Source organism: Serratia sp. CY83965 (assembly GCF_052166375.1).
In the GTDB taxonomy this organism is placed as follows: domain Bacteria; phylum Pseudomonadota; class Gammaproteobacteria; order Enterobacterales; family Enterobacteriaceae; genus Serratia; species Serratia marcescens.
In genome coordinates, this window is the sequence record NZ_JBJNOV010000004.1 from 114,257 (window position 1) to 139,823 (window position 25,567).

At 61.8% G+C, this 25,567-nt stretch carries 22 protein-coding genes, 2 tRNA genes, 1 pseudogene and 1 riboswitch; of the genes and pseudogenes, 11 read left to right on the forward strand and 14 right to left on the reverse strand.

Translation table 11 applies throughout. The features are described 5' to 3' along the window. Window positions 1-191 precede the first annotated feature (191 nt). Window positions 192-932, forward strand: a complete 741-nt coding sequence (locus ACJ8PL_RS11385; protein ID WP_016927121.1) for a transporter substrate-binding domain-containing protein — start codon at window positions 192-194, stop codon at window positions 930-932. On the opposite strand, the gene ACJ8PL_RS11390 is transcribed toward ACJ8PL_RS11385, so the two are convergent. Genes ACJ8PL_RS11390 through ACJ8PL_RS11405 form a run of 4 tightly spaced genes read right to left on the reverse strand, consistent with a single transcriptional unit; the run spans window position 933 to window position 4,088 of the window. Beyond that, the gene (locus tag ACJ8PL_RS11390; protein ID WP_079451552.1) at window positions 933-1,868 is read right to left on the reverse strand and encodes an ABC transporter substrate-binding protein; all 936 of its coding nucleotides are present in this window, start codon (window positions 1,866-1,868) and stop codon (window positions 933-935) included. Window positions 1,869-1,903: 35 nt separating this feature from the next. Continuing rightward, a complete protein-coding gene (locus tag ACJ8PL_RS11395; protein WP_079449898.1) occupies window positions 1,904-2,671 on the reverse strand; it encodes an ABC transporter permease in 768 nt (255 codons plus the stop codon). Next, the gene (locus ACJ8PL_RS11400; protein WP_306376860.1) at window positions 2,668-3,408 is read right to left on the reverse strand and encodes an ABC transporter ATP-binding protein; all 741 of its coding nucleotides are present in this window, start codon (window positions 3,406-3,408) and stop codon (window positions 2,668-2,670) included. The genes ACJ8PL_RS11395 and ACJ8PL_RS11400 overlap by 4 nt, the downstream gene beginning before the upstream one ends. Continuing rightward, entirely contained in the window at window positions 3,405-4,088 is a 684-nt protein-coding gene (locus tag ACJ8PL_RS11405; RefSeq protein ID WP_016927125.1) for a TenA family protein, read from the reverse strand. The genes ACJ8PL_RS11400 and ACJ8PL_RS11405 overlap by 4 nt, the downstream gene beginning before the upstream one ends. Before the next feature lie 62 nt (window positions 4,089-4,150). Next, window positions 4,151-4,253: riboswitch (TPP riboswitch) on the reverse strand. Between the two features lie 149 nt (window positions 4,254-4,402). On the opposite strand from ACJ8PL_RS11405, the gene ACJ8PL_RS11410 reads away from it, so the two are divergent. From ACJ8PL_RS11410 to gap, 4 genes are all read left to right on the forward strand, one after another. Next, complete coding sequence (locus ACJ8PL_RS11410) at window positions 4,403-5,425, forward strand: LLM class flavin-dependent oxidoreductase (protein WP_016927126.1); 1,023 nt, start codon at window positions 4,403-4,405, stop codon at window positions 5,423-5,425. 13 nt (window positions 5,426-5,438) lie between these two features. After that, complete coding sequence (locus tag ACJ8PL_RS11415; protein ID WP_016927127.1) at window positions 5,439-6,173, forward strand: SDR family NAD(P)-dependent oxidoreductase; 735 nt, start codon at window positions 5,439-5,441, stop codon at window positions 6,171-6,173. A gap of 127 nt (window positions 6,174-6,300) precedes the next feature. After that, entirely contained in the window at window positions 6,301-7,275 is a 975-nt protein-coding gene (locus ACJ8PL_RS11420; RefSeq protein WP_028128346.1) for a GlxA family transcriptional regulator, read from the forward strand. Between the two features lie 78 nt (window positions 7,276-7,353). Next, on the forward strand, window positions 7,354-8,364 hold the full coding sequence (gene gap / locus ACJ8PL_RS11425; RefSeq protein WP_016927129.1) for a type I glyceraldehyde-3-phosphate dehydrogenase: 1,011 nt from the start codon (window positions 7,354-7,356) through the stop codon (window positions 8,362-8,364). A 54-nt stretch (window positions 8,365-8,418) separates the two neighbouring features. Here the strand turns inward: gap and ACJ8PL_RS11430 are convergent. After that, window positions 8,419-8,494, reverse strand: a tRNA-Asn gene (locus ACJ8PL_RS11430). Window positions 8,495-8,593: 99 nt separating this feature from the next. Then, complete coding sequence (mtfA, locus tag ACJ8PL_RS11435) at window positions 8,594-9,394, reverse strand: DgsA anti-repressor MtfA (protein WP_048795162.1); 801 nt, start codon at window positions 9,392-9,394, stop codon at window positions 8,594-8,596. A 92-nt stretch (window positions 9,395-9,486) separates the two neighbouring features. On the opposite strand from mtfA, the gene ACJ8PL_RS11440 reads away from it, so the two are divergent. Then, window positions 9,487-9,576 (forward strand) — tRNA-Ser (locus ACJ8PL_RS11440). 235 nt (window positions 9,577-9,811) lie between these two features. Here ACJ8PL_RS11440 and ACJ8PL_RS11445 read toward each other — a convergent pair. The 3 genes and pseudogenes from ACJ8PL_RS11445 to ACJ8PL_RS11455 form a co-directional block, all read right to left on the reverse strand. Next, window positions 9,812-12,182 (reverse strand): annotated as a pseudogene (locus tag ACJ8PL_RS11445) (membrane-bound PQQ-dependent dehydrogenase, glucose/quinate/shikimate family). A gap of 201 nt (window positions 12,183-12,383) precedes the next feature. Further along, window positions 12,384-13,760, reverse strand: coding sequence for an MFS transporter (locus tag ACJ8PL_RS11450; RefSeq protein ID WP_079451545.1), 1,377 nt, complete (start codon window positions 13,758-13,760; stop codon window positions 12,384-12,386). 255 nt (window positions 13,761-14,015) lie between these two features. After that, window positions 14,016-15,911 carry a bifunctional sugar phosphate isomerase/epimerase/4-hydroxyphenylpyruvate dioxygenase family protein gene (locus ACJ8PL_RS11455; RefSeq protein ID WP_442531171.1) on the reverse strand — a complete coding sequence of 632 codons (1,896 nt, stop codon included), beginning with the start codon at window positions 15,909-15,911 and terminating at the stop codon, window positions 14,016-14,018. Window positions 15,912-16,140: 229 nt separating this feature from the next. On the opposite strand from ACJ8PL_RS11455, the gene pcaH reads away from it, so the two are divergent. Genes pcaH through ACJ8PL_RS11470 form a run of 3 tightly spaced genes read left to right on the forward strand, consistent with a single transcriptional unit; the run spans window position 16,141 to window position 18,490 of the window. Then, window positions 16,141-16,878: a protocatechuate 3,4-dioxygenase subunit beta gene (pcaH, locus tag ACJ8PL_RS11460; protein ID WP_016927158.1), complete on the forward strand. Its 738-nt coding sequence runs from the start codon at window positions 16,141-16,143 to the stop codon at window positions 16,876-16,878. Further along, window positions 16,878-17,498, forward strand: coding sequence for a protocatechuate 3,4-dioxygenase subunit alpha (gene pcaG / locus ACJ8PL_RS11465; RefSeq protein WP_016927159.1), 621 nt, complete (start codon window positions 16,878-16,880; stop codon window positions 17,496-17,498). Before pcaH ends, pcaG begins: the two co-directional genes overlap by 1 nt. Window positions 17,499-17,557: 59 nt before the next feature. Next, window positions 17,558-18,490 carry a LysR substrate-binding domain-containing protein gene (locus ACJ8PL_RS11470; protein WP_028128141.1) on the forward strand — a complete coding sequence of 311 codons (933 nt, stop codon included), beginning with the start codon at window positions 17,558-17,560 and terminating at the stop codon, window positions 18,488-18,490. Window positions 18,491-18,499: 9 nt separating this feature from the next. Here ACJ8PL_RS11470 and pcaDC read toward each other — a convergent pair whose 3' ends face one another. The 5 genes from pcaDC to ACJ8PL_RS11495 are packed head-to-tail and all read right to left on the reverse strand — an operon-like array spanning window position 18,500 to window position 23,565. Further along, window positions 18,500-19,654, reverse strand: a complete 1,155-nt coding sequence (gene pcaDC / locus ACJ8PL_RS11475) for a bifunctional 3-oxoadipate enol-lactonase/4-carboxymuconolactone decarboxylase PcaDC (protein WP_028128140.1) — start codon at window positions 19,652-19,654, stop codon at window positions 18,500-18,502. Next, window positions 19,645-20,994 carry a 3-carboxy-cis,cis-muconate cycloisomerase gene (locus ACJ8PL_RS11480; RefSeq protein WP_028128139.1) on the reverse strand — a complete coding sequence of 450 codons (1,350 nt, stop codon included), beginning with the start codon at window positions 20,992-20,994 and terminating at the stop codon, window positions 19,645-19,647. Before ACJ8PL_RS11480 ends, pcaDC begins: the two co-directional genes overlap by 10 nt. A gap of 3 nt (window positions 20,995-20,997) precedes the next feature. Continuing rightward, window positions 20,998-22,200: a 3-oxoadipyl-CoA thiolase gene (gene pcaF, locus ACJ8PL_RS11485; RefSeq protein WP_047574595.1), complete on the reverse strand. Its 1,203-nt coding sequence runs from the start codon at window positions 22,198-22,200 to the stop codon at window positions 20,998-21,000. Window positions 22,201-22,210: 10 nt separating this feature from the next. Next, window positions 22,211-22,864 (reverse strand): 3-oxoacid CoA-transferase subunit B, encoded by a 654-nt coding sequence (locus ACJ8PL_RS11490; RefSeq protein ID WP_016927164.1) that lies wholly within the window; start codon window positions 22,862-22,864, stop codon window positions 22,211-22,213. Window positions 22,865-22,875: 11 nt separating this feature from the next. Next, the gene (locus tag ACJ8PL_RS11495) at window positions 22,876-23,565 is read right to left on the reverse strand and encodes a 3-oxoacid CoA-transferase subunit A (protein WP_016927165.1); all 690 of its coding nucleotides are present in this window, start codon (window positions 23,563-23,565) and stop codon (window positions 22,876-22,878) included. Window positions 23,566-23,754: 189 nt separating this feature from the next. On the opposite strand from ACJ8PL_RS11495, the gene ACJ8PL_RS11500 reads away from it, so the two are divergent. Together ACJ8PL_RS11500 and ACJ8PL_RS11505 are read left to right on the forward strand one after the other, a co-directional pair. Next, a complete protein-coding gene (locus ACJ8PL_RS11500) occupies window positions 23,755-24,561 on the forward strand; it encodes an IclR family transcriptional regulator domain-containing protein (protein ID WP_016927166.1) in 807 nt (268 codons plus the stop codon). Between the two features lie 134 nt (window positions 24,562-24,695). Beyond that, entirely contained in the window at window positions 24,696-25,328 is a 633-nt protein-coding gene (locus tag ACJ8PL_RS11505) for a helix-turn-helix domain-containing protein (protein ID WP_016927167.1), read from the forward strand. The last annotated feature ends 239 nt before the right edge of the window (window positions 25,329-25,567 follow it).

The window sequence follows — 25,567 nt, forward strand, 5'->3', positions numbered from 1 at the left end:
TGCCGGCGGCGGAACAACGCGCGATCTCCCGCTACGGCCGACGAACGGCGGCTATTGTACATTTTTATGACAATAGTGTGACGTTAATCACGCCGACGGCGGCCGCGGCGGCGAAAGCTTGCTGGTCGGAGGTTTCGCTCTACGCTTAATGAGCGCCGGACGGTGCGCCCATCAGCCATTCAGGAGGAAGTATGCAGACAATCCCCGCAGCGGTACTCGACGATCTGGCCCCGCAAGGCGTGTTGCGCGCGGCGATCAACTACGGCAATCCGGTGCTGGCGCAGGCCGGGGCCGGCGGTAAACCGCAAGGCGCTTCGGTGGAGCTGGCCGCCGCGCTGGCTCGCGAACTGGGCGTGGCGCTCGAACTGGTCACCTATGACGCGGCGGGCAAGGTGTTCGCCGACCTGGACAGCGGCGCCTGGAACCTGGCGTTTATGGCTATCGAGCCGGTGCGCGCGGCGCAAATCGCTTTCAGCGAACCCTACGTGATCATCGAGGGGACTTACCTGGTGGCGAACGACGCGCCTTACTTTGAGGCGGCGCAGCTCGACCGGCCGGAGGTGCGCATCGCGGTCGGCCAGGGGGCGGCGTACGATCTGTTTTTATCGCGCACGCTGCAGCAGGCGCAGCTGGTGCGGGCGGCAACCTCCGCCGAGGCGATCGCGCTGTTTTTCGAACGGGGGCTGGAGGCGGCGGCCGGCGTGCGTCAACCGCTGTTGGCCGCCGCGGCCGCCCATCCCGGCTACCGGGTGCTGGACGGGCATTTTACCGCTATCCGCCAGGCGATGGCGGTGCCGCGGCAAAAAACGCAGGGCGCCGCCTACGTGAACGCGTTTATCGAACGCTGCAAGGCCAACGGGTTGGTGAAGGCGGCCTTGCAGCGCAGTGGCCAGGGCGAGGTGACGGTGGCGCCGCCGGCCGCCTCGGCATGATCAGTCGAGCTCCACCGCGTACTGTTCCACCGGGGTGATTTTCTTGATCAGCTTGTTGTCGAACAGGAACTGTTCGTAAGCCTGGTAGCGGGCGCGATCCAGCCTGGCCGGGTCACGCGCGAACAGCGGCAGGCTGGCTTGCCACGCCTGTTTGTTCAGCTCGGTATTCAGCTCCGGGTGCGCCTTGGCGAACGCCAGCCAGGTGTCCTGCGGGTGCGCATGCAGGTAGTCGCTGCCTTGCTTCAACGCGGCGAGGAACTTGCGGATTTTCGGCTCGTTCACCGCATCGCGGTTGGCGACGATGATCAGCTCGTCGTAGGCCGGCACGCCGTAATCTTCGACGTTGAACACCACCGGCGTCTTGCCCTGCAGCTTCAGCTCCAGCGCTTCGATGTTGCGGTAGCCGCCGATCACCGCATCGACCTGGCCCGCCAGCAGGGCGCTGGTCAGCTGGAAGTTGACGTTGATAAGCTTGATGTCCTGCGGCTTGAGGTGTTCGTGTTCGACCATGGTGGCCAGCGTCGCCTGTTCGATGCCGCTGACCGAGTAACCCACCGTTTTGCCCTTGAGATCTGCCGGCGACGTGATGTTTTTATCCAGCGCGATCACCGTATTCAACGGCGTGTTGATCAGCGTGCCGACGCGCATCAGCGGCAGGCCCTGATCGGCGAAGAAATGCAGCTGCGGTTGATAGGTGATGGCAAGGTCGGCCTGTTTGGCGGCCACCAGCCGCGGCGGCAGCGCCGGATCGGACGGCGGCACGATCTTGACGTCCAGCCCTGCGGCCTTGAAGGCGCCGATCTGCTCGGCCACCATAATCGGCGCGTGATCCGGGTTGATGTACCAGTCGAGCACCAGCGTCAGCTTTTCGGCCGCGCCGGCCTGGCCGGTGATGGCGGCGCCCAGCAGCAGCCCGCAAACGGTTTGTTTGATCATGGTCGTTCCTTTATCCCTGGTTATGGTTGCAATCATCAGTCGTTTTCCGGCGCCCAGGCGATCAGGCGCCGCAGCAGCGCATCCACCGCGGCCCACAGCAGCACGGTCATCAGCACCAAAATAAACAGCGCGGCGAAGCAGACGTCGGTCTGCATGCGCGCGTTGGCGTTCAGCATCACGTAGCCCAGCCCTTCGGCCGAGCCGACCCATTCGCCGATGATGGCGCCGATCGGCGCGACCGCGGCGGCCATGCGCAGGCCGGAGCCGAAGGCCGGCAGCGCCGCCATCAGCCGCACGTGCCGCAGCTGCGCCCAGCGCGAAGCGCGCATCGTGCGCGCCAGATCGAGATAGTCGTTGTTGACCCGGCGCAGCCCGTCGAAAAAGGCCGACACCACCGGGAAGAAAATCACCAGCACCGCCATCGCCACCTTGGCGCTCATGCCGAAGCCGAACCACAGCACCAGCAGTGGCGCCAGGGCGAACACCGGTATCGCCTGGCTGGTGAGCACCAGCGGCATCAGCCAGCGCTGCAGTCGCGGCGAGAAGATCATGCACAGCGCCAGCGCCGCGCCGAGCAGCACGCCCAGCACCAGCCCGCTGACGATCTCCGAAGCCGTGACCAGCGTGTGCCAGGCGAGATAGCCGCGCCCGTCCCACAGCGCCTGCGCCACCGCGCCCGGCGTGGGCAGCAGAAAGGCCGGAATGCCGCTTTGCGCCGCCAGCCACCACAGCAGCAGCAGGCCGGCAAACACCGTCAGCCCACGCCGCAGGCGGGTGAGGCCACGCTCTTTGGCAATCTTCATTGCGCCGCCCTCACCAGTTGCTGCAGCAGCTCGGCCTGGCTTTTCAGCAGGTCGGCGTCATCCGGCGCGCGTGGCGGTAGCCCGCTGATGCGGTGAGTATCGTCGAGGCCCAGCGGCCAGGGCGACAGCACCAGCAGCCGGTGGCTCAGGCGGCAGGCTTCCATCGGGTCGTGGGTGATCAGCAGCACGGTGTTTTGCGCCAGCAGCTCGGCGGCCAGGCTCTGGATCTCGGCGCGGGTGATGGCGTCCAGCGCGGAAAAGGGTTCGTCCATCAGTACGATCGGCTGGCGTTCGTAGAGCGTGCGGGCGATGGCGGCGCGCTGGCGCATGCCGCCGGACAGCGCGGCGGGCAGGCTGTGGCCATGCGCGGCCAGGCCTACGCGTTCGAGCAGGTGCGCCGTCCACGCCCGATCCGGCGTCTCGCCGCGCAGCCGCGAGCCGAGGGCGACGTTCTCTTCGACGGTCAGCCACGGGTAGAGCAGGTCTTTTTGCCCCATGTAGGCGATGCGCCCGGCGATCGGCAAACCGTCGCTGCCGATCACCGTACCCGAACTGGCCTGCGCCAGGCCGGCGATGATCTTCAGCAGGCTGGTTTTGCCGGCGCCGCTGGCGCCGAGCAGGGCGACGAAGCTGCCGCCGGCGATGTCGAAGCTCAGCCGGTCGAAGACGATTTGCTGACCGAAATGCAGGCTGAGATCCCGCACCTGGATGCCAGGCGGGAGACGCGGGGAGGTCATGAGGCGTTCAGCCCCATTTGCCAAAATGCCGACTCCAGCTGGGTGGCGGTGGTGAAAATCTGCGCCAGCTCGGTGAAGCGGCCCTGTGCGCCGCGCTGCTGACCAACGGTTTCCAGCAGTTCGATGGCGGCGCGCACGCCGGCCAGATAGCCCTCGTCGCCGTAGTTGCGGATCCAGGAGGCGTAAGGATTGCCCTCCATCTGAGTGGCGGGATCGTGCAGCAGCCGCAGGCCGATTTCGGCATAGCCGGCCACGCAGGGCAGCAGGCCGGCCAGCAGATCGAGGGCGTCGCCGGCATGGCCGATATCCAGCACGTAACGGGTGTAGTTCATGGTTTCCGCCGCTTCCGGCTGGGCGGCGATCTGCGCTTCGTTCAGCCCCCATTCGGCGCAGTAGGCCACGTGCAGCGGCAGTTCGGCGACGATGCCGTTGAGCGAGGCGGTGGCGGCGCGCATCTCCGGCAGAGTGCGCAGCTTGCTGACCAGCAGCGCGTAGGCGCGGGCGAAGTGCAGCAGAAACAGATAGTCCTGGGTCAGGTAGCGGCGAAAAGCGCGTTCAGGCAAGGTGCCGGCGGCCAGCTGCTGCAGAAACGGATGATCGACGTAATCTTGCCAGTGGCTGCCGGCATGGTGGCGCAGCCGGCCGTAAAGACCGCTTTCGAACAGGGTAGTGATGGACATGGGACCTCCTTGAGTCAGTGGAGATCCGGGCACGCTGGGGTATGAACAGGCAACGGGTGATCGCGTTGTTGCCTAACCGTCCCTTCGCTGGCATGACCCAGATCAGGTTCAAAGGGTTCGGCTTGCGCCATCTCAGCCCGTAACAGGACACCCCTCGGAGCTGCTTGTTATACGACATTTGTTTTTTGATTACAATCGCCGGGCGGCGCGGCGGCAATCGGTTCGTTTAGTGCGATCGGGGGCGATTTTGCTGGCGCAGAGCGCGCGGTTTTTGTCACTGTAGGCCCATGTTTTGCCTCTGAGGATGATGCCCGATGAAAAAAATTGGTTTTCTCTCGTTTGGCCACTGGTCGCCTTCCGCCCAGTCCGGCACCCGTTCCGCAGCGGATGCGCTGCTGCAGTCCATCGATCTGGCGGTCGCCGCCGAAGATCTGGGGGCGGACGGCGCCTATTTTCGCGTGCACCACTTCGCGCGCCAGCTGGGATCGCCGTTCCCGCTGTTGGCCGCCATCGGCGCCAAAACCCAACGCATCGAGATCGGCACCGGCGTGATCGACATGCGTTATGAAAACCCGCTGTACATGGTGGAGGACGCCGGCGCGGCGGATCTGATCGCCGGCGGGCGGCTGCAGCTCGGCATCAGCCGCGGTTCGCCGGAGCAGGTGATCGACGGCTGGCGTTATTTCGGCTATGCCCCGGCCGACGGCGAGACCGACGCGGACATGGCCCGCCGCCATACCGAAGTGTTCCTGGAAGCGCTGCGCGGTGAAGGGTTCGCCGAACCCAATCCGCAGCCGATGTTCCCGAATCCGCCTGGGCTGCTGCGGCCGGAGCCGTTTTCCGCCGGGCTGCGCGATCGCATCTGGTGGGGCGCCGGTTCGAACGCCACCGCTGTCTGGGCGGCGAAGCTGGGCATGCATCTGCAAAGCTCGACGCTCAAGAACGACGAGACCGGCGAGCCCTTCCACATCCAGCAGGCCAAGCAGATCCGCGCCTATCGCGCGGCCTGGCAAGAGGCCGGCCATGCGCGCGAGCCGCGGGTTTCCGTGAGCCGCAGCATCTTCGCGCTGGTGGATCAGCGGGATCGCAACTACTTCGGCGGCGGCGGCAAGGAGGGCGATCAGCTGGGGTATATCGACGCGCAGACCCGGGCGATCTTCGGCCGCAGCTATGCCGCTGAGCCGGATGTGCTGATCGAGCAGCTGGCGCAGGACGAGGCCATCGCCGAAGCGGATACCTTGCTGCTGACCGTGCCTAACCAACTGGGCGTGGATTACAACGCGCACGTCATCGAATCGATTTTAACCCATGTCGCGCCGGCGCTCGGCTGGCGCTAAACGGAGGAGTGGCATGTCACGCATTTTCATTACCGGCTCGGTCGACGGGCTGGGCCGCGCCGCCGCGCAAACGCTGTTGGACGAAGGGCATCAGGTGATCCTGCATGCGCGTGAGCCTGGCCGTTTGGCCGCGGTGCGCGATTTGCTGGATCGGGGCGCGCAGGCGGCGATCGGCGATCTGTCCGATGTGCAGCAGATCCGGCAGCTTGCCGAGCAGGTCAATCGCCTCGGCCGCCCGGACGCGGTGATCCACAATGCCGGCATGTTTACCGGGCTGCAGGTGATGCCGGTGAACGTCATGGCGCCCTACCTGCTGACGGCCCTGATCGAACGCCCCAAGCGTGTCGTCTACCTGAGCAGCAGCATGCATTTTGACGGCGTGGCGGAACTGAACGGCGTGGATTGGCTTGGCGGCGCTGGCGGTTCTTATTCGGACAGCAAGCTGTTCGTCACCGCGCTGGCCGCCGCCGTGGCGCGCCTGTGGCCTGACGTGATCAGCAGCGCGGTCGATCCCGGTTGGGTGCCGACCAAAATGGGCGGCGCGGACGCGCCCGACGATCTGGCGCTGGGGCATGTGACGCAGGCGTGGTTGGTGACCAGCGATGAACCGCAGGCCCTGGCGTCCGGCGGCTATTGGCACCACCAGCAGCGGCTTGAACCTCACGCGGCGGTGCACGATGAGGCGTTTCAAACGGCGCTGTTGGCGCAATTGGCGCGCGCCGGCGGGGCGCACCTGCCGCAGGCTTGATGGCCGTTCCTTCCTGGCCCGCCGGTGATTATCGGCGGGCTTTTTTTATGCCCGCAGGGTGAACCGACGGGGCTTTTCTTATACAGTGGTCGCCTGGCCTGTTTTGATTGTTATTTATATTATCGCCATGCACTCATTCCTGATTATCGTCCCTGAAGGGGGCATGCTGTTCGAAGCGGCGGGCATCGCCGATATCCTGATGCAGGCTAATCGCCTGAGCCCTGCCGAGACGCCGCTGTATCAGATCGCGGTCGCCACCACGCAATCTCACCGGGTGGTGCACGGCCTGTCCGGGCTGAGCCTGTTGGCCGATCATCGCCTGGCGGATCTCGATCCGGCCCAGCCGCGCGATACCGTGATCGTCGCCGGCAAGGGGGCGACCGAAGAAGAGGGCGCCCTGGTCGCCGATTGGCTGCGTCGCGCGGCGCCGCAGGCGCGCCGTATCGCTTCGGTTTGCGGCGGGGCTCTGCTGCTGGCCGAAGCTGGGTTGCTGGACGGGCGGCGGGCGACCACCCACTGGCGGCTGGCGGAGACGCTGCAGGCGCGCTTCCCGCGAGTGCAGGTCGAAAACGGCCCAATCTACGTGCAGGACGGGCCGATCTGGACCTCCGGCGGCGTCAGCTCCGGCTTCGATCTGACGCTGGCGCTGGTGGAGGATGATTACGGCTTCGTGCAGGCGCGCGAAGTGGCGCAGGATCTGGTGATGTTTCTGCGTCGCCCCGGCGGGCAGGCGCAGTTCAGCCGCTATCCGCTCAACCAGGCCAAATCGCCGGGGCCGATCCGTGACCTGCAATCCTGGATCCTGGAAAACCTCGCCGACGATCTCAGCGTCGATCGGTTGGCCGAGCGCGTGGCGATGAGCCCGCGCAACTTTACCCGGGTGTTCACCCGCGAGACGGGCATTTCTCCCGCCAAATTCGTCGAAGAGGGGCGGTTGCATACCGCCAGGCAGCGCCTCGAACAGAGCGCGGAAGGCATCGAGCAGATTGCCTTAGCCACCGGCTTCGGCAACGGCCTTAACCTGCGGCGGGTGTTTGAACGCAAACTGCAATTGACCCCGAGCGAATACCGCGAGCGCTTTCATGCGCGCAATTTGGCGTAAATTGATTGGTAAACGTCATTTACGCCGTTTCTGGTCGGCGCTAGATTTTAGGCAAAGCCCAAAAACGAGGAGTGCATCATGGTGAGAGTAGGCATTAACGGCTTCGGCAGGATCGGGCGCAACGTGCTGCGCGCGGCGCTGGGGCGCAGCGATTTTGAAGTGGTGGCGATCAACGATCTGACGGACAGCAAGACGCTGGCGCACCTGCTGAAATACGACACGCTTTCCGGCACGCTGGCGGCCAGGGTGGAAGCCGGCGACAACCAGCTGCTGCTGGACGGCCGGCCGATTCAGGTGTTTTCGCAGCGCGATCCCGCCGAGATCCCCTGGCGCAGCGCGGGCGTTGACGTGGTGATCGAAGCGACGGGCTTCTTTACCGACAAGGCCAAGGCGGAAGTGCACATCACGCACGGCGGCGCCAAGCGGGTGATTATCTCGGCGCCGGCCAAGAATGACGACATTACGCTGGTGATGGGGGTTAACGATCACCTCTACGATCCGGCTCTGCATAAGGTGGTCAGCAACGGCAGCTGCACCACCAACGGGCTGGCGCCCGCCGCGCAGGTATTGCATCAGGCGTTCGGCATCGAATACGGGTTGATGAATACCACGCATGCCTATACCAACAGCCAGGCGTTGCACGATCAGCCGGAAAAAGATCTGCGCGGCGCGCGGGCGGCGGCGGAATCGATCGTGCCTTACTCCAGCGGCGCGGCCAAGGCGCTCGGCAAGGTGATCCCCGAACTGGACGGCCGCCTGACCGGTTATTCGCTGCGGGTGCCGGTGCCGGTGGTTTCCATCGTCGATCTGACGGTGACGCTGAAACGCCCGGCTACGGTGGAGGAGATCAACGCCGCTTTCCGCGCGGCGGCGGCGTCCGGCCCGCTGAAAGGGATCCTGGGGTACAGCGATGAACCGCTGGTGTCGAGCGACTATCGGGGCGATGCGCGTTCGTCGATCATCGACGGCCTGTCCACGCTGGTGATCGGCGGCAACCTGGTGAAAGTGCTCGCCTGGTATGACAACGAGTGGGGCTTCTCCAACCGCTTGGTCGATCTGGCGCTGCTGATGGAACAACGCGGGCTGTAAACGCCCAACAGCAAAAAGCCCGCTTAAGTTTCCTTAAGCGGGCTTCTCTAAATATGGCTCCTCTGACTGGACTCGAACCAGTGACATACGGATTAACAGTCCGCCGTTCTACCGACTGAACTACAGAGGAATCGTGTGAACGGGGCGCATGATATCCAGCGGCCCCGGGTGTGTCAACGCTAAATTGCCCCGGGCGGTGCGACTGCTCGGTATCTGAGCAATAAGCTCGTCAATCAGCCCATTGCGCGTCGTTTTCCGCCTGGCCGCGCAGCAGGCGCGCCAGCGGATCCTGGCGGTAGAAGCGGCAAAAGTGCTGATACAGCGCCGGGAAGCGTTCGGCCAGCAGTTCGGGAGCGCTGAAGAAATACTCCGACAGCACGGCGAAGCACTCGGCCGCATCGGTGGCGGCGTAGGCATCCATGCTGGCGGCCTCTTCGCCGACCATGTCGATCTCGTCCTGCAGGCTTTCCATCGCGGCGTGCAGATCATGTTCCCAGGCGGCCACCTCGCGCAGCGGGATCGGCGGCACGCCGGTGGCGACGCCGCCGTTGCGCATATCCAGCTTGTGCACCGCTTCGTGGATCACCAGATTGAAACCGGAAAGGTCGAAAGAGTCCTGCACGTCTTGCCAGTTGAGCACGATCGGCCCCTGTTCCCAGCTTTGGCCCGACTGCACCACCGGCCCCGAGTGCACCAGACCGATCTCGTCCTGCCATTCGTCTTCCACCACGAACGGGGTGGGGTAGAGCAGAATTTCGTTGAAGCCGTCGAGACACTCCGCGCCGAGTTCCAGCACCGGCAAGGCGAACAGCAGGGCGATGCGCGCCTGCATTTGCGAGGTGAGCTGCAGCCCCTGCAGCGGCACGATGCGCTTTTGCTGCAAGATCTGCCCGGCGACGGCCACCAGCCGCTGCCGCTCCTGCTCATTCAGCGGCGAGAGCAGCGGGATCGCCAGCGCGTCCTGCCACTGGGCCTCGATGTCTGCCTGGGGTTGAGAGGGTTGAGTCGCTTTCCACGGCCATTTAATCATCAGGTTGCTCGTAAAGTCGTCACTTGAACGTTCAGCGGTATGCTAATGCTGTAAAAATGCCGCAAAAGCGGGCATGATAGCAAGCGTTGTCAGGAGAGATGCCGGAGCGGCTGAACGGACCAGTCTCGAAAACTGGAGTAGGGGCAACTCTACCGGGGGTTCAAATCCCCCTCTCTCCGCCACTATTCAATCACTTACGAATGAATCTTTCAACGATCCCCATCACAGTAAAATCTCAGCTCTGGCCGGTTGCCGTCTGTTTTCCTCTGTCCCGACTCTTTGCCGACGCTTATCAAAACGTCTTTTCGTCTTACTGTTGTCATGTTGCGAGCGAGAGGGCGGGTTTGACGCCGCCCGTTGGTTATGGGATTACTCACACTGTAAACCCCGTGTTTGCCTGATATTTCTCATACCGAATTACTTGTCCGGTAGCGCATAAGCGATAATGTAGTCACCGCGCATCGGTGATTGGCGTGCGCCCCCCGCATTGATGACAATGTACTGTTTGCCGGTTTTCGGCGAGAGGTAAGTCATCGGGCCGGATTGGCTACCTACCGGCAAGCGCGACTTCCAAATCTCTTTACCGTTGGCGGTATCAAAGGCGCGTAAATAGAAATCCTGCGTGCCGGCGAAAAACAGGAGACCTGACTGTGTCGACAGCGACGCGCCCAGCGTTGGCATGCCGATAGGGATAGGCATCCGCATGCTGATGCCAAGCGGCCCAGTATCTTCGACTGTCCCTACAGGGACCTGCCACACCAATTTGCCGCTAGTCAGGTCTACGGCGGACATCGTGCCGAACGGCGGTTTCTGGCAGGGGATCCCCAACGGGGAGAGGAGCCGTTCTCGCATGGCCCCGAACGGGGTGCCTTCCATCGGGACTATTCCCATTTCTATGCCGCTGGCGTTGGTTGGAACCTTATTCCTCGGCACCAGATAATGTGCCAATCCCAGGCGCATATCATTGACGAACATCAGGTTATTGTGTGGATCCGCGGAGACGCTGCCCCAGTTCATCCCCCCCCAGAGATCCTGGGTATTGAAGGGCGCGGTCTTCACCCGGTGGGGTGAAAATGCCCTGATAGCGCATTTCTTTAAACTGAATACGGCATAGCAGCAGGTCAATCAGCGTTGCGCCCCACATATCCGACTCTTTCAATTGTTCATTGCCCATCATCGGCATTCCCACTGAGTACGGCTGGGTGGGGGAATAGCGTTCACCCTTGATGATCCCCGCCGGTACAGGGCGTTCCTCAACTTGCGCGACGGGTTCGCCGTTTACACGGTTGAGCATGAAAATCATGCCCTGCTTGCTGGTTTGCACCAGAACCGGCGTAATGCCACCTTTGCCGTTCGGCAAATCGAACAAGAGTGGCTGTGATGGCAGATCGAAGTCCCACAAATCGTGGTGTGTGGTCTGGTAGTGCCAGCGCACTTTACCGGTAGCGGCGTCTATGGCGACAACGGCGGAGCTGTATTTATCGTCCAGTGCGCTACGAGTGCCACCGAAAAAGTCAGGTGTCGCGTTGCCTGTGGGTAAATAGATTAAGTTCAATTGTTTGTCATAGGACATGGCTGACCAGACATTCGGTGTACCGCGAGTATAGGTTTGCCCCTCCGGCGGCAGGCCGCGCAGTTCAGGATTGCCAGGATCCCAGGCCCACACGAGGTTGCCGGAGTGGACATCATAAGCTCGAACAACGCCGGGAGGTTCGTCAGTGGAAAAGTTATCCGCTACGCGTCCCCCCACGACGACGACGTCTCCGGCTACCAGCGGCGTGGAGGTTTGTTGATAATAGCCCGGTTTGATTTCGCCCATGCCACTACCGAGATCGACGGTACCGCGATCGCCAAAGGCGTCGCACAATTTCCCCGTGTCGGCATCAAGGGCGATGAGTCGGGCATCAATCGTGGGCAGGAACAAACGGCGCGAACAGAGCGCGGGTGGGCGACTCGGGGTTGTTACCGCTGGTGTGGCGTGATTCTCGTAGTAACCCAGGCCCCGGCAGCGCTGCCAGTTCGGCGAGGCGGCTTGCGGATCGAAACGCCATTTTTCTTTTCCGTTATCCACATCTAAAGCCAACACTTTACTGTATGGAGTACAGACATACAGCGTGTCGCCGATCTGCAAGGGTGTATTCTGATCTTCCGCACCAGAACCTTTGCTCGCGGGGATATCGCCGGTATGGGCTGTCCAGGCCACCTGCAATCGGGAAACGTTCTGCTTGTTTATTTGGTCAAGTGCGGCGAAGCGATCGCCGTAAGGGGTATTTCCCCAGTGTTCCCAATTCTTCTGTTGCTTGCCGGCGGTTACCGGAAACACGGGGATGGTTTTCGTCGCGCTGACCAGAGGTTGGAAACTGAACATCCATCCGAAGCTGACTCCCAGTCCGATGGCGAGGAACGCCGCTAAACTGAAAGCTGGGCCTTTGTTGATCGAATGACCGGGCATTAATGGCCAGGCGATAGCGCAAAGAAACGCTAAAACACCGAGGGTGAAAAGGCGCGAGAACAGCGGCCAGTAATGCCAGCCGGCATCGGCAATGGCCCAAAACAGGGAGACGGTGAAGGCGAGCGCGTACAGGATTATGCCGCTGCGACGACGGCGAGCAATCAGGCTGGCGGCTATAATCATCGCCAGACCCATCGCCAAGAAATAAAACGTTCCGCCGACGAAGGCCAATCTGGCGCCGAGAAGGCAGATAGCCAGACCGATGATGAACATCAGCCCGGCAAGAAACCACAGGAGGTATTTTTTCCCGTCCCGTGTCCTATGCGCTTTTTGCATATGAACTCCTTAGTGACTTTTCTCTGAGGTTGTCAAATTGGGGGAATGAGGTGGCGTTTTTAGTCAGATGGTAGGGTGTCTTCCGGCTCAGGCGTCGCGCGCTTGCAGCCGGAATGCGTGTGTTTCGAAGAAAGGACGTGAGGGAATGTCATCCTTGCTCTCCTATCTCTCGTTCTTCAAACGCGGCGCTAATCCGTGCGTTCAGCGAATGTCATTTGAACGCGCGTCAAAGCAGGCGGTATATTGATGCTCTGTCGCTTGACGCGCCTGATGACGCCGTTTAGCGACGATCATCGCCACCGTCAGCAGGGCGGGAAGCGCCAGGACGGCGAAAATGGTGCTGAAGCTCCAACCGAGCGCCAGCATTTCAGCCCCGGCCAGCGCGCTTAAGATAGCGCCCAAACGGCCGATGCCGTGCATCCAGCTGGAGCCGGTGGCTCGCGCTTCGGTGGGGTAAAAGCTGGCCGACAACGCGTTCATGCCGGTGTTGGCGCCCCCGATGCAGAACCCGATGGCCATCGCGCAGCCGCCCATCAGGAGGGGGTAACCCATTGCCATCCCCATCAGCAGAGTGAACAGCGCCCCCAACCCATAAATCGACGCCAACGCGCGATGTGGTTCGGATCTGTCCATCACCCACCCGGAAAATAGCGATCCTAATGTCCCGCCCGCCTGAAACAGCGCGGTGATGACCGCCGCTTGCGCGATGTTGAAACCGCTGTCTTTAATCAGCAGTGGCAGCCAACTGCCTAAGGTGTAGTACAGAAACAGCGCGCTAAAATACGCGCCCCACAGCATTAAACTGCCGAAGCGGTACCGTGCGCTCACTACCAGTTTAACCGGATGAGTGCAGACCTGGCCCGGCGGGGGCAGAACGACGGTAGAATGTCGAAAATCGCGATCGGGCGCCAGTTTCGCCAGAATGCGCTGAATGCCGCCCTGATCTGCCCGTTTCGCCACCAGGAAACACACCGATTCGGGTAACGCCGCCATCAGCACGGGCGCGAACAGCAGGGGCAAGATACCGCCAAGCAGCAGCACGGCATGCCAGCCGAAGCGCGGCATCAGCCAGGACGCGGCGAATCCGCCCAAGGCTGCGCCAAAGGTGAAGCCGCAGAAAACCACGGTAATCAAGAAAGCGCGGCGTCGGGCGGGCGCGAACTCCGCCACCAGGGTGCCGACATTCGGCATGGCGGCGCCGAGCCCCAATCCGGTGAGCAGGCGAAATAACATCATCTGCTCCATATTTTGAGAAAACGCCGTCACCAGCGTCCAAACGCCAAAAAAGAATACGCTGTTGATGATGACGACTTTGCGGCCGAATCTGTCTGACAATGGTCCGGATAGCATCGCGCCCAGCGACAGGCCAATCAGCGCCGCGCTGATCACCAGCCCCAGTTCGCGGTTAGTGATTTGCCAATCCGCCTTAAGCTCTGGCGCAATAAATCCCATGATAACGATATCGAATCCATCCAGAGCAATGATGCAAAAGCCGAGCAGCACGATCATCTTTTGCCATTTGCCTAACGGGCGGTCGTCGATCAGCGCCCGAACATTGATTGCGTTGTTTCCCGACATGGGGGGCTCCCGGTGCAGTAGTTGAGTGTCATCACTATAAGCAGCCCCTGGGCGGACGTTAAACGGCGATAATCGAAAAAATGTGCGTTTATCGGACAATTGAGCCGGCGGTGAGTGACGAGGCAGTGTTAACTTTATGTTATGAAAAGGGATTGCCGTGAGAATGGCAGTGCCGGAGGCCACTGAGAGTGTGAGCGCGGTCATTAACCTTTTCAGTAAGATGGAAGAACAGGCGGGCCTTGATGGCCCGCGTGATTAATGCATGGCGGTGAGCCGAACCGGGGCGTTGGCGGCCCCAAAGCCGCGGTAGCCGCCTCGGCGCTCCAGAAGTTCGAAGAAGAAGCGGCCTTTTTCATAGGGCACGGTGTAGACATGCAGCAATTCACCGCCCTGATCGTCTCGATCGTAGAGCACATTGCCCGCTTGCAGCTGTGAGAGGAAAGCGGGGTCGAGATCGAAACGCGCTCTGAGATCGTGATAGTAGTTATCGGGAATACGCAGCGTTTTTAATCCGCGCGCCTGCGCCGCTTTCACCATGCTGAACAGATCCTCGCAGCCAAAGGCGACGTGCTGCAAGCCTGCGCCCTGATAGGCGGTTAGCGCCTGGGCGATTTGCGTTTCCCGGCTCACCGACATATTCAGCGGCAGCCGGATGGCGTCGTTGGGGCTGCGCAAGACGCGGCTGCGAACCAAACCCAGCGGATCGGGCAATTCCCACTCGTTGTCCTGCACAAAACCCGGCACGCTGCGCAGGAACATGATCCAGTTGCCGCTCGATTCATCCGCCAGCGCAATCGCCAGGTGATCGATGCTTTGCAGCGCGGGCGGCGGCGCGCTGCGATGAGTCAGATGAAAATCAGCGTGATAAATATCGTTCTTGGGATCTTCGTCCGCTTCCACCAGATAAATCAGGCTGCCGTCCGGTGCGCACAGCGCGGGGATTTGCCGCTCGTTGGGGCCGGTTTCTCCTTGCCAGATGGCGTACCCGTAGTCTTGCGCCCGTTGCAGTAAACGCGCTACGCCGCGCACCCGCCACGCCACGGCGCACAGGGAAATGCCGTGCAGGTGATAATAGCCGCTGGCCTGACTTTCCGGCTGGGCATTCAGAATGACATTCACTTTGCCGTTGCGATAGAGGGCGACGCTTTTGGAGCGGTGCTCGCCGGCGTGAACCAATCCCAGCTGCGTCAGCCATTGGCCCATCGCCAGCCCGTCGTTGTGCGAGACGGCAAATTCGATAAACTCCAGCGCCAGCAAGGGCGGATGCGGCTGCGAATGGAATAAGGAACGTTCCATGAGCGAGGCCATGGCGTTGGGCAGCAGAGGCTGTTTGGCCAACCAGTCATAGGTTTGCTCCTCCAGCCACAACAACGATCGGAAACCGTCCTGGGCCGTGGGGAGCACCGGCGAGGCGCGGAAACCATCGTTAAATATCTCCAGCGACCAGGCGCCGCGATAGCCATGCGCGGAAAGTTGGGTCATGAACTGGGTCAGATTCAGCTCCCCTTGGCCGGGGAAGCAGCGGAAATGGCGACTCCAGGCGAGCACATCCATCTTCAACAGCGGGGCGTCCGCCAGTTGGACAAACACGATTTTTTCGGGCGGCACGTCCTCGAGGCCATCGAGGTTATCGCCGCGCGACAGGATATGAAAACTATCGAGAATGATCCCCAACGCCGGATGATCTACGGCCTTCACGCGCGCCCAGGCGTCGCGCCACATATTCACGTGACGTCCCCAGGCCAGCGCTTCATAACCGACAGTAATATCATACTCGGCGGCCAACTCCGCCAACGCGCGCAAATCGCTCACTTGCGTGGCCATATCTTCGCTGCTGTCGGGCGAGACATTGCTGCAGAGCAGCATGCGAGAACAGCCCAGTTGCTGCATGACTTCGAACTTGCGCGCCGCGCGGGAAAGGTTATGCGCCAGCGTTTCGCGCGAGCCTCCTTCGAAGTCCCGAAACGGTTGGAACAGTAAAATTTCCAGGCCCAGTTCGGCGCACAACTCACGGATTTCCGCCGGTGAGCCGGGGTAGTAGACCAGATCGTTATCGAAAATTTCGACGCCATCAAAGCCTGCGGCGGCGATAGCCCGCAGTTTTTCCGGCAGCGAACCCGATACCGAGACCGTCGCGATAGAACGTTTCATCATTGCCTCCAGTTAAGCGGTCATGGATGACCTGAAAGCGACCATTCAGCAGCGAGGCGGACCACCGACGGGAATTGAATCATGTTATGGACCAAATGAAATGTTTCGTCAATTCAGAACATTCCATTACCTTTGGTTATATAAAGCGATCGGTTTTCTCACTTTACTTTTACATATTGCGCTTCCTACACTCTGTCGACATGTACCCTCAAATAATAAGGATACCGGGATGAAAAGTGATTGGATGGCGCGAGAACTGGTGCATCGCGATTACAGTCATCACCCGCCGGCGCTGGCGCCGCTGTATAAAACCAGCGTGCTGCGGTCGCCGCGCAATGCATTAATTTCATTGCAAAACTCGCTGTCTGAACTGACCGCCCCCGTCTTCACGCCAACGGATATCGGCCCGCTGGATCACGATCTGATTCTGAATTACGCCAAAGACGGCTTACCGATCGGCGAGCGGATCATCGTGCATGGATTTGTGCGGGATGCCTTCGGGGCGCCGGTGCGCAACGCCCTGGTCGAGGTATGGCAGGCCAATGCGGGAGGGCGCTATCGTCACAAGAAAGATCAGTATCTGGCGCCTATCGATCCCAACTTTGGCGGCTGCGGCAGGATGCTGACCGACGACAACGGGTATTACTGTTTTCGTACGATCAAGCCGGGCCCGTATCCCTGGCGCAATCAGGTCAGCGACTGGCGTCCGGCGCATATTCACTTCTCGCTCTCCGGCGAGGCGTTCGCGCAGCGCTTGATCACGCAGATGTATTTCGAAGGCGATCCGTTGCTCGTTCGCTGCCCCATCTTGCAGTCGGTAGGCAGTGACGATGCGATGCGCACGCTGATTGCCGAGCTGGATATGCACGCCGCCGTGCCGCTGGACAGTCTGGCTTACCGCTTCGATCTGGTGCTGCGAGGCCATCGAGCCACGTGGTTTGAGAACCGTACACAGGGAGCCGCGTGATGAAAAAGTATTTGTCTGAAACGGCCTCGCAAACCGCCGGGCCTTATGTGCACATCGGTTTGGCACCGCATGCCGCCGGCTTTGATATTTTCGAGCGTAATTTTACCCATGTGTTGACGCAACCGGAGACGCGTGGGGAGCGCATCGTGGTGGAAGGGCATGTCTATGACGGTTCCGGCACGCCGGTTCGAGACGCGCTGGTCGAAGTCTGGCAGGCCAATGCCGCCGGGCGATATCAGCACCCCGCCGACGGCCAGTTGGATAAGCCCGACGATCCGGCGTTTCGCGGCTGGGGGCGAACCTGTTCGGATTTCACCAGCGGCCTGTGGCAATTCGAGACGATTAAACCGGGGCGCGTGACGGGGCGCGACGGCCGGTTGATGGCGCCCCATCTCAATCTGTGGATAGTGGCCCGCGGCATCAACATCGGGTTGAACACGCGTCTCTACTTTGCCGACGAACAGGCGGCCAATGCCGAAGATCCGGTGTTGAATCTCATCGAGTGGGAAAAACGGCGCAGCACGTTATTGGCGCAAAGGCGGCAGCGCGGGGATCAGACGGTGTACCATTTCGACATCTGGTTACAGGGCGAGAACGAAACCGTTTTTTTTGATATTTGATCCTCCGTTCGCCCTGACAATGAGCTTGCCGCGCCGGCGGCAAGTTAATACTATAAATCATGAACATGACTTCTCGCTTTAGCCAACGCATCCGCCTTCGTCATCTGCACGCCTTTGTCGCTACCGCGCAACAGGGGACGTTGGTGCGCGCCGCACAGCAATTGGGCATCACGCAGCCCGCGCTCTCTAAAACGCTCAACGAACTGGAAAGCCTGGCCGGCGAGCGCCTTTTTTCGCGCAATCGGCAGGGGGCGGAACTGACCGCCGCCGGAACGCGTTTCCTGCAGGATGCCAGCCGCGTTTTGGATGCGCTGAATGTGTTGGGGCGCACGCTTGCCTCGGACAGCGAGGCGCTGCCGGCGCCGCTGCATATCGGCGCGCTGCCCACCACGCTGGTGAGCCTGGTCGCGCCGGTCGTGGTGGGGTTGCAGCAGCAATCCCCCGGCTGGCGCATGCAGGTTACGACGCTGGCCAACGATGCGCTGATGATGGCGGTGAGATCGGGGCAATTAACGTTAGGCATCGGGCGCATGTCAGACCCCTCCCGCATGGAAGGGCTCAACTTCGAGCTGCTGTATCATGAAACGCTGCGGCTGGTGGTTGCTCCTCATCATCCGCTGTTGCATTCGGATGTCTCGCTGGCGGAGGCGTTGAGCTGGCCATTGGTGCTCTCCCCACGGGGTACGGTGCCGCGTCAGAATGCGGAGGCGCTCATTGTCAGCCACGGGCTGGCGGTGCCGGAAGGGTGCGTCGAGACGTTGTCGGTTACGCTGGCGCGCTGCCTGACGCTACAGTATGGCTATGTGTGGCTGGTGCCTTACGGCGCGGTGCGTGACGACTTGTTCAGCAATCACCTGCGTGCGCTGCCGTTGCCTACCCAGGGCATGGCCGAGCCGCTGGGCATCATTACCCGGCAAGAGGCGCTCTCGTCCCCTGAGCAGCAGCGCCTGATTGCTGCGCTGCGCCAAAGGGTGCTGGATGTACCGGTATAACCGCGTCTTCTAGTCGTCCGATCGCCGCCCGGCGTCGTGTTCGGCAAAGACGGACTGCGCCAGATGAAAAGCGGCGTTCGAGGCGGGTAAGCCGCAGTAAAGCGCCGCATGCATCAGAACTTCTTTGATCTCTTCACGCGTGACGCCGTTATTGAAGGCGGCCCGGATATGCATTTTCAGCTCAGCTTCGCGATTCAAGGCGATCAGCATCGCGATGGTGATCAGGCTACGGGTATGGCGCGACAAGCCCGGACGCGTCCATATTTCTCCCCAGGCGTAGCGAGTGATGAAATGCTGAAACTCCTCGTTGAGCGGCGACAGCGCCGCGAGGGTATTATCGACATGCTCATCGCCCAACACCGCTCTGCGCACCGTCAGGCCTTGCTGATAACGTTGCCGCTGCGTGAGCTGCTCATCCAAAAAGGCCCGGAACGCGCGGTTAAATGCCCGCCAGGCTTCGATGCTGGACAGGTGGGCGGCGGGCAGGATGACGCATTGCGCGTCGGGAATGCCTGCCGCCAAGGCTTTTGCATCGTCGACGGTCGTTACCGCATCCTCATGTCCGGCGATAACCAGCGTCGGAACGCGGATGCCTGCCAGCTCGGCGCGTAAATCGGCGGTCGCCAGCGCGTCGCAGCAAGCGGCATAGCCCTCGGGATCGCAGGCGGTGAGCTGTTGCACGACGGTTTGCACCTTGACGGGGGCGGATTGGCAAAATGCCGAGGTGAACCAGCGCGCTGCCGCGCCATCGCTGACGGCGGACATGCCGCACTGGCGCACCTGCGCGGCGCGTTCTCGCCAATGCTCCGTCACCCCGATTTTCGCGGCGCTATTGGCGATCGTCAGCGTCAGCAAGCGATCGGCATGAAAGCGCGCCAGCCATAACCCCGTCAGCCCCCCCATGGAGATGCCGCAGAAATGCACCCGATCAATCGCCAGAGTGTCCAGCAGGGACAGCACCTGTTCACCCAGTCGCGCCAGCGAGCCGGGCTGTTCATCGGGCGCAGAGTCGCCGTGGCCGGCAACGTCGTAGCGCAGAATGCGATAGTGGGCGATGAACGCGTCGCGCTGCGGCTGCCACATTGCCAATGAGGTGCCCAGCGAGTTGCCAAACAGAATAACCGGGGCGTTTTCAGGCCCCTCAAGGACATAATTCAACATGATTGCTCCCTCTCGGCCATCGCCAGGACTTGTTGAATGAAACGCTGCGTGCTGCCGGTGGCATTGGCCGGATCGAGCAAGGTTTCCAGGGTTTCCCGGCTGAGTCGGGAAGAGACTTCCGCATCGGCGCACAGGAGGGTTAACAGGGGTTGCTGGGTGGCCAGGGCTTGCCGGCAGCACCGTTCTATATGATGGTGCGCCTGTTGACGGCCGAGGGTGGGGGCTAAGGCCAGGGTAACCGATTCAGCCATGATCAGCCCTTGCGTCAGCGCCAGATTGCGCCGCATCGCCGCTTCATGCACCTCCAGACCGTTAATGAGATCCAGGCTTTGCGCCAATGCTGCCCCGCTCAGCACCAGGAGCTGCGGCAGGCTTTGCCACTCGGCCTGCCAGCCGCCCAGCGCGCGTTCGTGCTCCTGCACCAGGCCGGCATACAATCCGGACATCAACGCAGGCAGACGGTTGGCCGCGCTGAGGATGGCGGCGCAGAGCACCGGATTGCGCTTATGCGGCATCGTGGAAGAGCCGCCGCGTCCGGGGGCCGACGGTTCGCTGATTTCAGCGACTTCGGTCTGCATCAACAAAGACATGTCGCGCGCCAGCTTGCCGAGCGAGCCCGTCAGGCCGGCATACCAACTCGCCAGCTCCAACAACCGATCGCGTTGGGTATGCCACGGCGTGGCGCTGCGCGGCAGGGCCAGCGCTTGCGCCAGCGCCCGCTCAACGCGCTCGCCCTGTTCGCCGAGCGAGGCGAGCGTGCCGGCCGCGCCGCCGAATTGCAACGCGAGCACGCGTGGCCGCATTTCAGCCAGACGAGCCCGATAGCGCAGCAAGGCGTCCAGCGTGCCGGCCAGCTTCAGCCCCAGCGTCGTTGGCAAAGCGTGTTGCAGCCAGGTGCGGCCCACCATTAACGTTGCGCTATGGCGCCGGCATTGCGCCGTCAGCGCCGCAATCAGCTGATTGAGCAGCGCGTCGGTTTTATCGAGCGCGCTGCGCAGTTGCAGCACCAGCCCGCTGTCAATCGCATCCTGACTGGTCGCCCCCCAGTGAACGAAACGCGCCGCTTCCGGTGAGGTTTGCGCCACCAACGCCGTCAATTGTTTGACGAGGGGAATGGCTAAATTGCCCGCCAATCCGGCGGACTGCGTCAGCGCGGCGGCGTCGAGCTTTTCCGCCTGGCAGTGGCTGCGTATGATCCGCGCGGACGCGTCATCGGTAATCCCTGCAGACGCCAGGGCCTGCGCCAGACCGGCTTCGAAATCAAGCATGCCCTGCAGCAGCGCCGTGTCGCTGAAGCAGGGCGTTAATGGGGAAGCCATAAACATTGCGCTATAGAGAGACATTCGTTATATCCGTTCCAGAATCAAGGCGACGCCTTGCCCGACACCGACGCACATGGTGCACAGGGCAAAACGCCCGCCGGTGCGCCGCAGTTGATAAGCGGCGGTCATGGCCAACCTGCCGCCGGATGCCCCCAGGGGATGCCCCAGCGCGATAGCGCCGCCGTTAGGGTTGACCTGCTCCGCGTCATCCGGCAGTCCCAGGGCGCGCGTCACGGCCAGCGCCTGGGCGGCAAAGGCTTCATTCAACTCGATGACGTCCATTTGCGCCAGGCTCAAACCGGTTTGCGCCAGCACTTTGCGGACCGCGGGAACCGGCCCGTAACCCATGATGCGCGGCTCTACGCCGCAGGCGGACATGCCGACCACACGCGCCAGCGGGGCGAGTCCATACTGCACCGCCGCGCGTTCGCTGGCAATGAGCAGGGCGCTGGCCCCGTCGTTGATGCCCGAGGCGTTGCCGGCGGTGACGCTCCCCTCGGGGCGCACGACGCCTTTCAGGGCGGACAGCGCGGCCAAAGAGGTGCTGCGGGGATGTTCGTCGCGAACCAGGCTGAGCGGCTCGCCTTTGCGTTGCGGAATGCTGACGGCGATCAGTTCCTCATCAAACAGACCCAGCTCCTGAGCGCGGGCGGTGCGCTGTTGGCTGCGCAATGCAAAGGCGTCTTGATCGGCGCGGCTGACGGCGAAATCGCGAGCCACATTTTCGGCGGTTTCAGGCATGGTTTCGACACCGAACCGCGCGCGCATTTGCGGGTTGATAAAGCGCCATCCCATCGTCGTATCTTCCATTTTCAGCGATCGGCTGAAGGCGCTGTCCGCTTTGCCGGTGACAAAGGGCGCGCGCGACATGCTTTCCACGCCGCCCGCGATGATGACCTCCGCTTCGCCGCATTTAATGGCGCGCGCCGCCATGCCTACCGCGTCCAATCCCGAACCGCACAGGCGATTGAGGGTGGTGCCCGGCACGGTGTGGGGCAACCCGGCCAACAGCAGCGCCATTCGCGCCACGTTGCGGTTGTCTTCACCGGCCTGGTTGGCGCACCCCAGAATAACGTCATCAATGGCGTGGGGATCCAACTGCGGCAGTCGGGCAAGCAGCGCCTTCAGGGGCAGAGCGGCCAAATCGTCGGCGCGCAGCGCGGATAATGCGCCGCCGTAACGGCCGAATGGCGTACGAACGGCATCGCAGATAAAAGCCTGTTGCATGGCGATTTCCTCAAGCGGGGATCAAGTCAGATTGCAGTAAACGTATCGGGGTTAACGCTTGCAGCGCGTCAAAGGTGAGCCCCGGACACAGCTCCCGCACCTGCGGGCCGTCCGGGGTGATATCAATGATTGCCATATCCGAATAAATGCGGCTGACGCAGGCCAATCCGGTCAACGGATAGCTGCACTGTTCCACCAGCTTGCATTCGCCGGTCTTGGTCAGGTAGTCCATCATCACATAGACTTTGCGCGCGCCGATGGCCAGATCCATGGCGCCGCCCACCGCCGGGATCGCGTCTTCGGCGCCGGTGCTCCAGTTGGCCAGATCGCCGGCAGCCGAGACCTGATACGCCCCCATCACGCAGATATCGAGGTGGCCGCCGCGCATCATGGTAAAAGAGTCGGCGTGATGGAAATAACTGCCGCCGGGCAGCAAGGTCACCAGTTCTTTACCGGCGTTGATGAGTTCCGGATCTTCTTCGCCCGGCGCGGGTGACGGCCCCATGCCGAGCAGGCCGTTTTCGCTGTGCAGAATCACCTCTTTGTCGGCGGGCAGGTAGTTAGCGATGCGGGTCGGAAGCCCAATCCCGAGGTTGACGTAGGCGCCTTCCGGAATATCGCGCGCTACCCGTTGGGCTAATTGGTCGCGGGTTAATTTTTGCATGTTATGACTCCTCAGGCAGAGAGGGAAAAGGTCGCGGGGTGCGCCACCGCCACCAGGCGCTGGACGAAGATGCCCGGCGTTATCACGTTTTCCGGATCCAGTGCGCCCAGCGGCACCAATTCAGCGACCTGCGCTATCGTCGTGGCGGCGGCCATCGCCATCACCGGGCCAAAATTACGCGCCGCTTTGCGGTAAACCAGATTGCCCCAGCGGTCACCCCGATGGGCCTTTATCAAGGCGAAATCCGCCTTTAAGGGCGTTTCAAACACGTAATGCCGCCCGTCGATTTCACGCGTTTCTTTGCCTTGCGCCAGCGGCGTGCCAAAGGCGGTTGGGGTGAAAATGCCGCCCAATCCGCTGCCGGCGGCCTGCATGCGGGCGGCAAGGTTGCCCTGAGGCACCAGTTCCAGTTCGATCGCGCCGCGGCGATAAAGGTCGTCAAAGACCCACGAATCGGCCTGGCGCGGGAAGGAACAAATCATCTTTCGCACACAGCCGGTCTTGAGCAGCGCCGCGAGGCCGCTGTCGCCGTTGCCGGCGTTATTGCTGATTACCGTCAGCTCACGGGCACCGCGTTCAATCAGCGCATCGATCAGTTCCAGCGGCTGTCCCGCGGGGCCAAAGCCGCCAATCATGATGCTCGCACCGTCCGGAATGATGGACACGGCGTCTTCCAGAGTGGCCACACTTTTATCGATCATCTGTTGTTCCTTTCATTCGGCGCCCGCCGGGGGAGTGTTTATCGTCAATGGGAAAAGTAGATCGTCCCTTTCGGGCAAACAATACCGATTATCGAAAAAGTGTGCGATTATCGGCTATTCTTTGAGAGGCATTCGCAGGTTGTGATCGTCGGCACACCGATATTTCAGGCAGACAGCGGGGTAACGAGAATGGAAAAAGAACAGGAAATTACGCGCAGCAGCACCGATCCCTGGAAGGGGGATCCCGACTTTATGGCCTCTTTGGCGCGAGGATTGGAGGTCCTGCAGGCTTTTACGCCGCAGCGGCGGCTGATGTCGGTGTCGCAGATTAGCCAGCGTACCGGCATTCCGCGCGCGGCGGTGCGCCGCTGCCTTTACACCCTGAGTAAGCTGGGCTTTGTGTACGCGGAAGACGGTAAGAATTATGAGCTGCGCCCGCGCGTCTTGTCGCTGGGTCACAACTGGCTGGGGGCTTCGCCGTTGGCCAACGCCGCGCAGCCGGTGTTGAGGCAACTCAGCCAGACGCTCAATGAGTCCTGTTCCATGGCCATATTGGACGGCGATGACATTCTTTATATCGCCCGCGCATCAACTTCGCGGATCATGACCATCGATTTGCACGTCGGCAGTCGCTTACCCGCCAGCACGACGTCGATGGGGCGGGTGCTGCTCAGCGGGCTCGCCAGTGAGACGTTGAATGACTATTTGGCGCGATTGACTCAACTGCGTTACACCAGCCATACCCTGGTGAGCGTCAGCGCATTGCGGGAAGAGCTGGCGCGCGTGCGTCAGCAGGGATATGCCATCAACGATCAGGAACTGGAGATTGGCCTGCGTTCACTGGCGGTGCCGCTCACCACGCCGGACGGCCGCATCGCCGCGGCGTTGAACGTCGGCGTGCATGCCGGCCAGGTTTCCGCAGAGCGTTTGCATCAGCACCACCTGCCTTTGTTGCGCTCGGCCGCCGACGAGATATCGCTGCTGTTGCACGACTAACCGTGGGTGATCGCGCCGGGGTGCGTATACGGCCCGATTTTTCCGTATCCTGCAGCGCGATGCGGTGTTGTACTGTTGCCCGCGGGTAAGGTAATTTGCTGAGGGCATGATGACTGACGCAGGGGCCAACGGACATGAATGAAAGGATCGACTACCACATCGAGAAATACCACTTCGCGCCGCTGGATGAAGCCCCGCGGCTCGCGCGCCAGTGGAGCGAGGTGTTGAACGAGTGTCGCCAGACGCAGGCCGGGGCGGAACAGCGTCTGCGCATTGCGCTGCTCAACGTGGACTATGTGACCAGTTTCGAATTGCCGTTTCGTTTATTGCTGGTGCGGGCGCCGCAGCTGATTGCCGGCCTGCGCGATGAGTTGTCGATCAGTCAAAAAAATGTGGTGTTCAACGGCAAGCGCTTTGGCTGCGTTTACAGCCTGAAAAGCGATTTAAGCGACGTGCCTGAGGCCTTCCAATACGGCCTGTCGACCCGTATTCACCGCACTTCGGCGTCGGGCGTGGACGCGTTGCCTTACCGGGAAATCGCCAAAGCGCTCAAGGCGCCGCGTGAGCGACTTAAGCTGGCGCTGGAGCAGGGGCTGCGGGTCACGGCGTTGGACGGACTGTTCTGGTTCGGCATACAGCGCATTGCCGCCGAGGTGCGCAGGCTAAGAAAAACCGGCATGGCGATCGTGACGGCGGAAACGGAGATCTTCGACACCCTGACCGGCACCACGCGCAAGGTTCCGGTATACCGCCTGGCCGAGAGTTGATGACCGATAGTCGGCGGTTCAGCTTATGAAGCGCGATTCCCGCCGGGCTCCTCTACGGTTCTTTTTTACCCGCATCTCCTTGCCGCTCAGCAAGAAAACCGACGTGACATATTCCTAAAATCTGACCTGTGTTCGTTCTGCCGTAGCACAACGCAAACGACGGGCCACCGCCGATAGCCGGTGCCACGATGGTGTTTCCGGTTGGCGGCGCCGTTTGCCGTCCACCTTTGGCTAACATC

Excerpts from the sequence above, each read along its gene's own strand:
- ACJ8PL_RS11385 (WP_016927121.1), top strand. The coding sequence starts at position 192 with ATGCAGACAATCCCCGCAGCGGTACTCGACGATCTGGCCCCGCAAGGC.
- ACJ8PL_RS11390 (WP_079451552.1), bottom strand. The coding sequence starts at position 1,868 with ATGATCAAACAAACCGTTTGCGGGCTGCTGCTGGGCGCCGCCATCACC.
- ACJ8PL_RS11395 (WP_079449898.1), bottom strand. The coding sequence starts at position 2,671 with ATGAAGATTGCCAAAGAGCGTGGCCTCACCCGCCTGCGGCGTGGGCTG.
- ACJ8PL_RS11400 (WP_306376860.1), bottom strand. The coding sequence starts at position 3,408 with ATGACCTCCCCGCGTCTCCCGCCTGGCATCCAGGTGCGGGATCTCAGC.
- ACJ8PL_RS11405 (WP_016927125.1), bottom strand. The coding sequence starts at position 4,088 with ATGTCCATCACTACCCTGTTCGAAAGCGGTCTTTACGGCCGGCTGCGC.
- ACJ8PL_RS11410 (WP_016927126.1), top strand. The coding sequence starts at position 4,403 with ATGAAAAAAATTGGTTTTCTCTCGTTTGGCCACTGGTCGCCTTCCGCC.
- ACJ8PL_RS11415 (WP_016927127.1), top strand. The coding sequence starts at position 5,439 with ATGTCACGCATTTTCATTACCGGCTCGGTCGACGGGCTGGGCCGCGCC.
- ACJ8PL_RS11420 (WP_028128346.1), top strand. The coding sequence starts at position 6,301 with ATGCACTCATTCCTGATTATCGTCCCTGAAGGGGGCATGCTGTTCGAA.
- gap (WP_016927129.1), top strand. The coding sequence starts at position 7,354 with ATGGTGAGAGTAGGCATTAACGGCTTCGGCAGGATCGGGCGCAACGTG.
- mtfA (WP_048795162.1), bottom strand. The coding sequence starts at position 9,394 with ATGATTAAATGGCCGTGGAAAGCGACTCAACCCTCTCAACCCCAGGCA.
- ACJ8PL_RS11450 (WP_079451545.1), bottom strand. The coding sequence starts at position 13,760 with ATGTCGGGAAACAACGCAATCAATGTTCGGGCGCTGATCGACGACCGC.
- ACJ8PL_RS11455 (WP_442531171.1), bottom strand. The coding sequence starts at position 15,911 with ATGAAACGTTCTATCGCGACGGTCTCGGTATCGGGTTCGCTGCCGGAA.
- pcaH (WP_016927158.1), top strand. The coding sequence starts at position 16,141 with ATGAAAAGTGATTGGATGGCGCGAGAACTGGTGCATCGCGATTACAGT.
- pcaG (WP_016927159.1), top strand. The coding sequence starts at position 16,878 with ATGAAAAAGTATTTGTCTGAAACGGCCTCGCAAACCGCCGGGCCTTAT.
- ACJ8PL_RS11470 (WP_028128141.1), top strand. The coding sequence starts at position 17,558 with ATGAACATGACTTCTCGCTTTAGCCAACGCATCCGCCTTCGTCATCTG.
- ACJ8PL_RS11480 (WP_028128139.1), bottom strand. The coding sequence starts at position 20,994 with ATGTCTCTCTATAGCGCAATGTTTATGGCTTCCCCATTAACGCCCTGC.
- pcaF (WP_047574595.1), bottom strand. The coding sequence starts at position 22,200 with ATGCAACAGGCTTTTATCTGCGATGCCGTTCGTACGCCATTCGGCCGT.
- ACJ8PL_RS11490 (WP_016927164.1), bottom strand. The coding sequence starts at position 22,864 with ATGCAAAAATTAACCCGCGACCAATTAGCCCAACGGGTAGCGCGCGAT.
- ACJ8PL_RS11495 (WP_016927165.1), bottom strand. The coding sequence starts at position 23,565 with ATGATCGATAAAAGTGTGGCCACTCTGGAAGACGCCGTGTCCATCATT.
- ACJ8PL_RS11500 (WP_016927166.1), top strand. The coding sequence starts at position 23,755 with ATGGAAAAAGAACAGGAAATTACGCGCAGCAGCACCGATCCCTGGAAG.
- ACJ8PL_RS11505 (WP_016927167.1), top strand. The coding sequence starts at position 24,696 with ATGAATGAAAGGATCGACTACCACATCGAGAAATACCACTTCGCGCCG.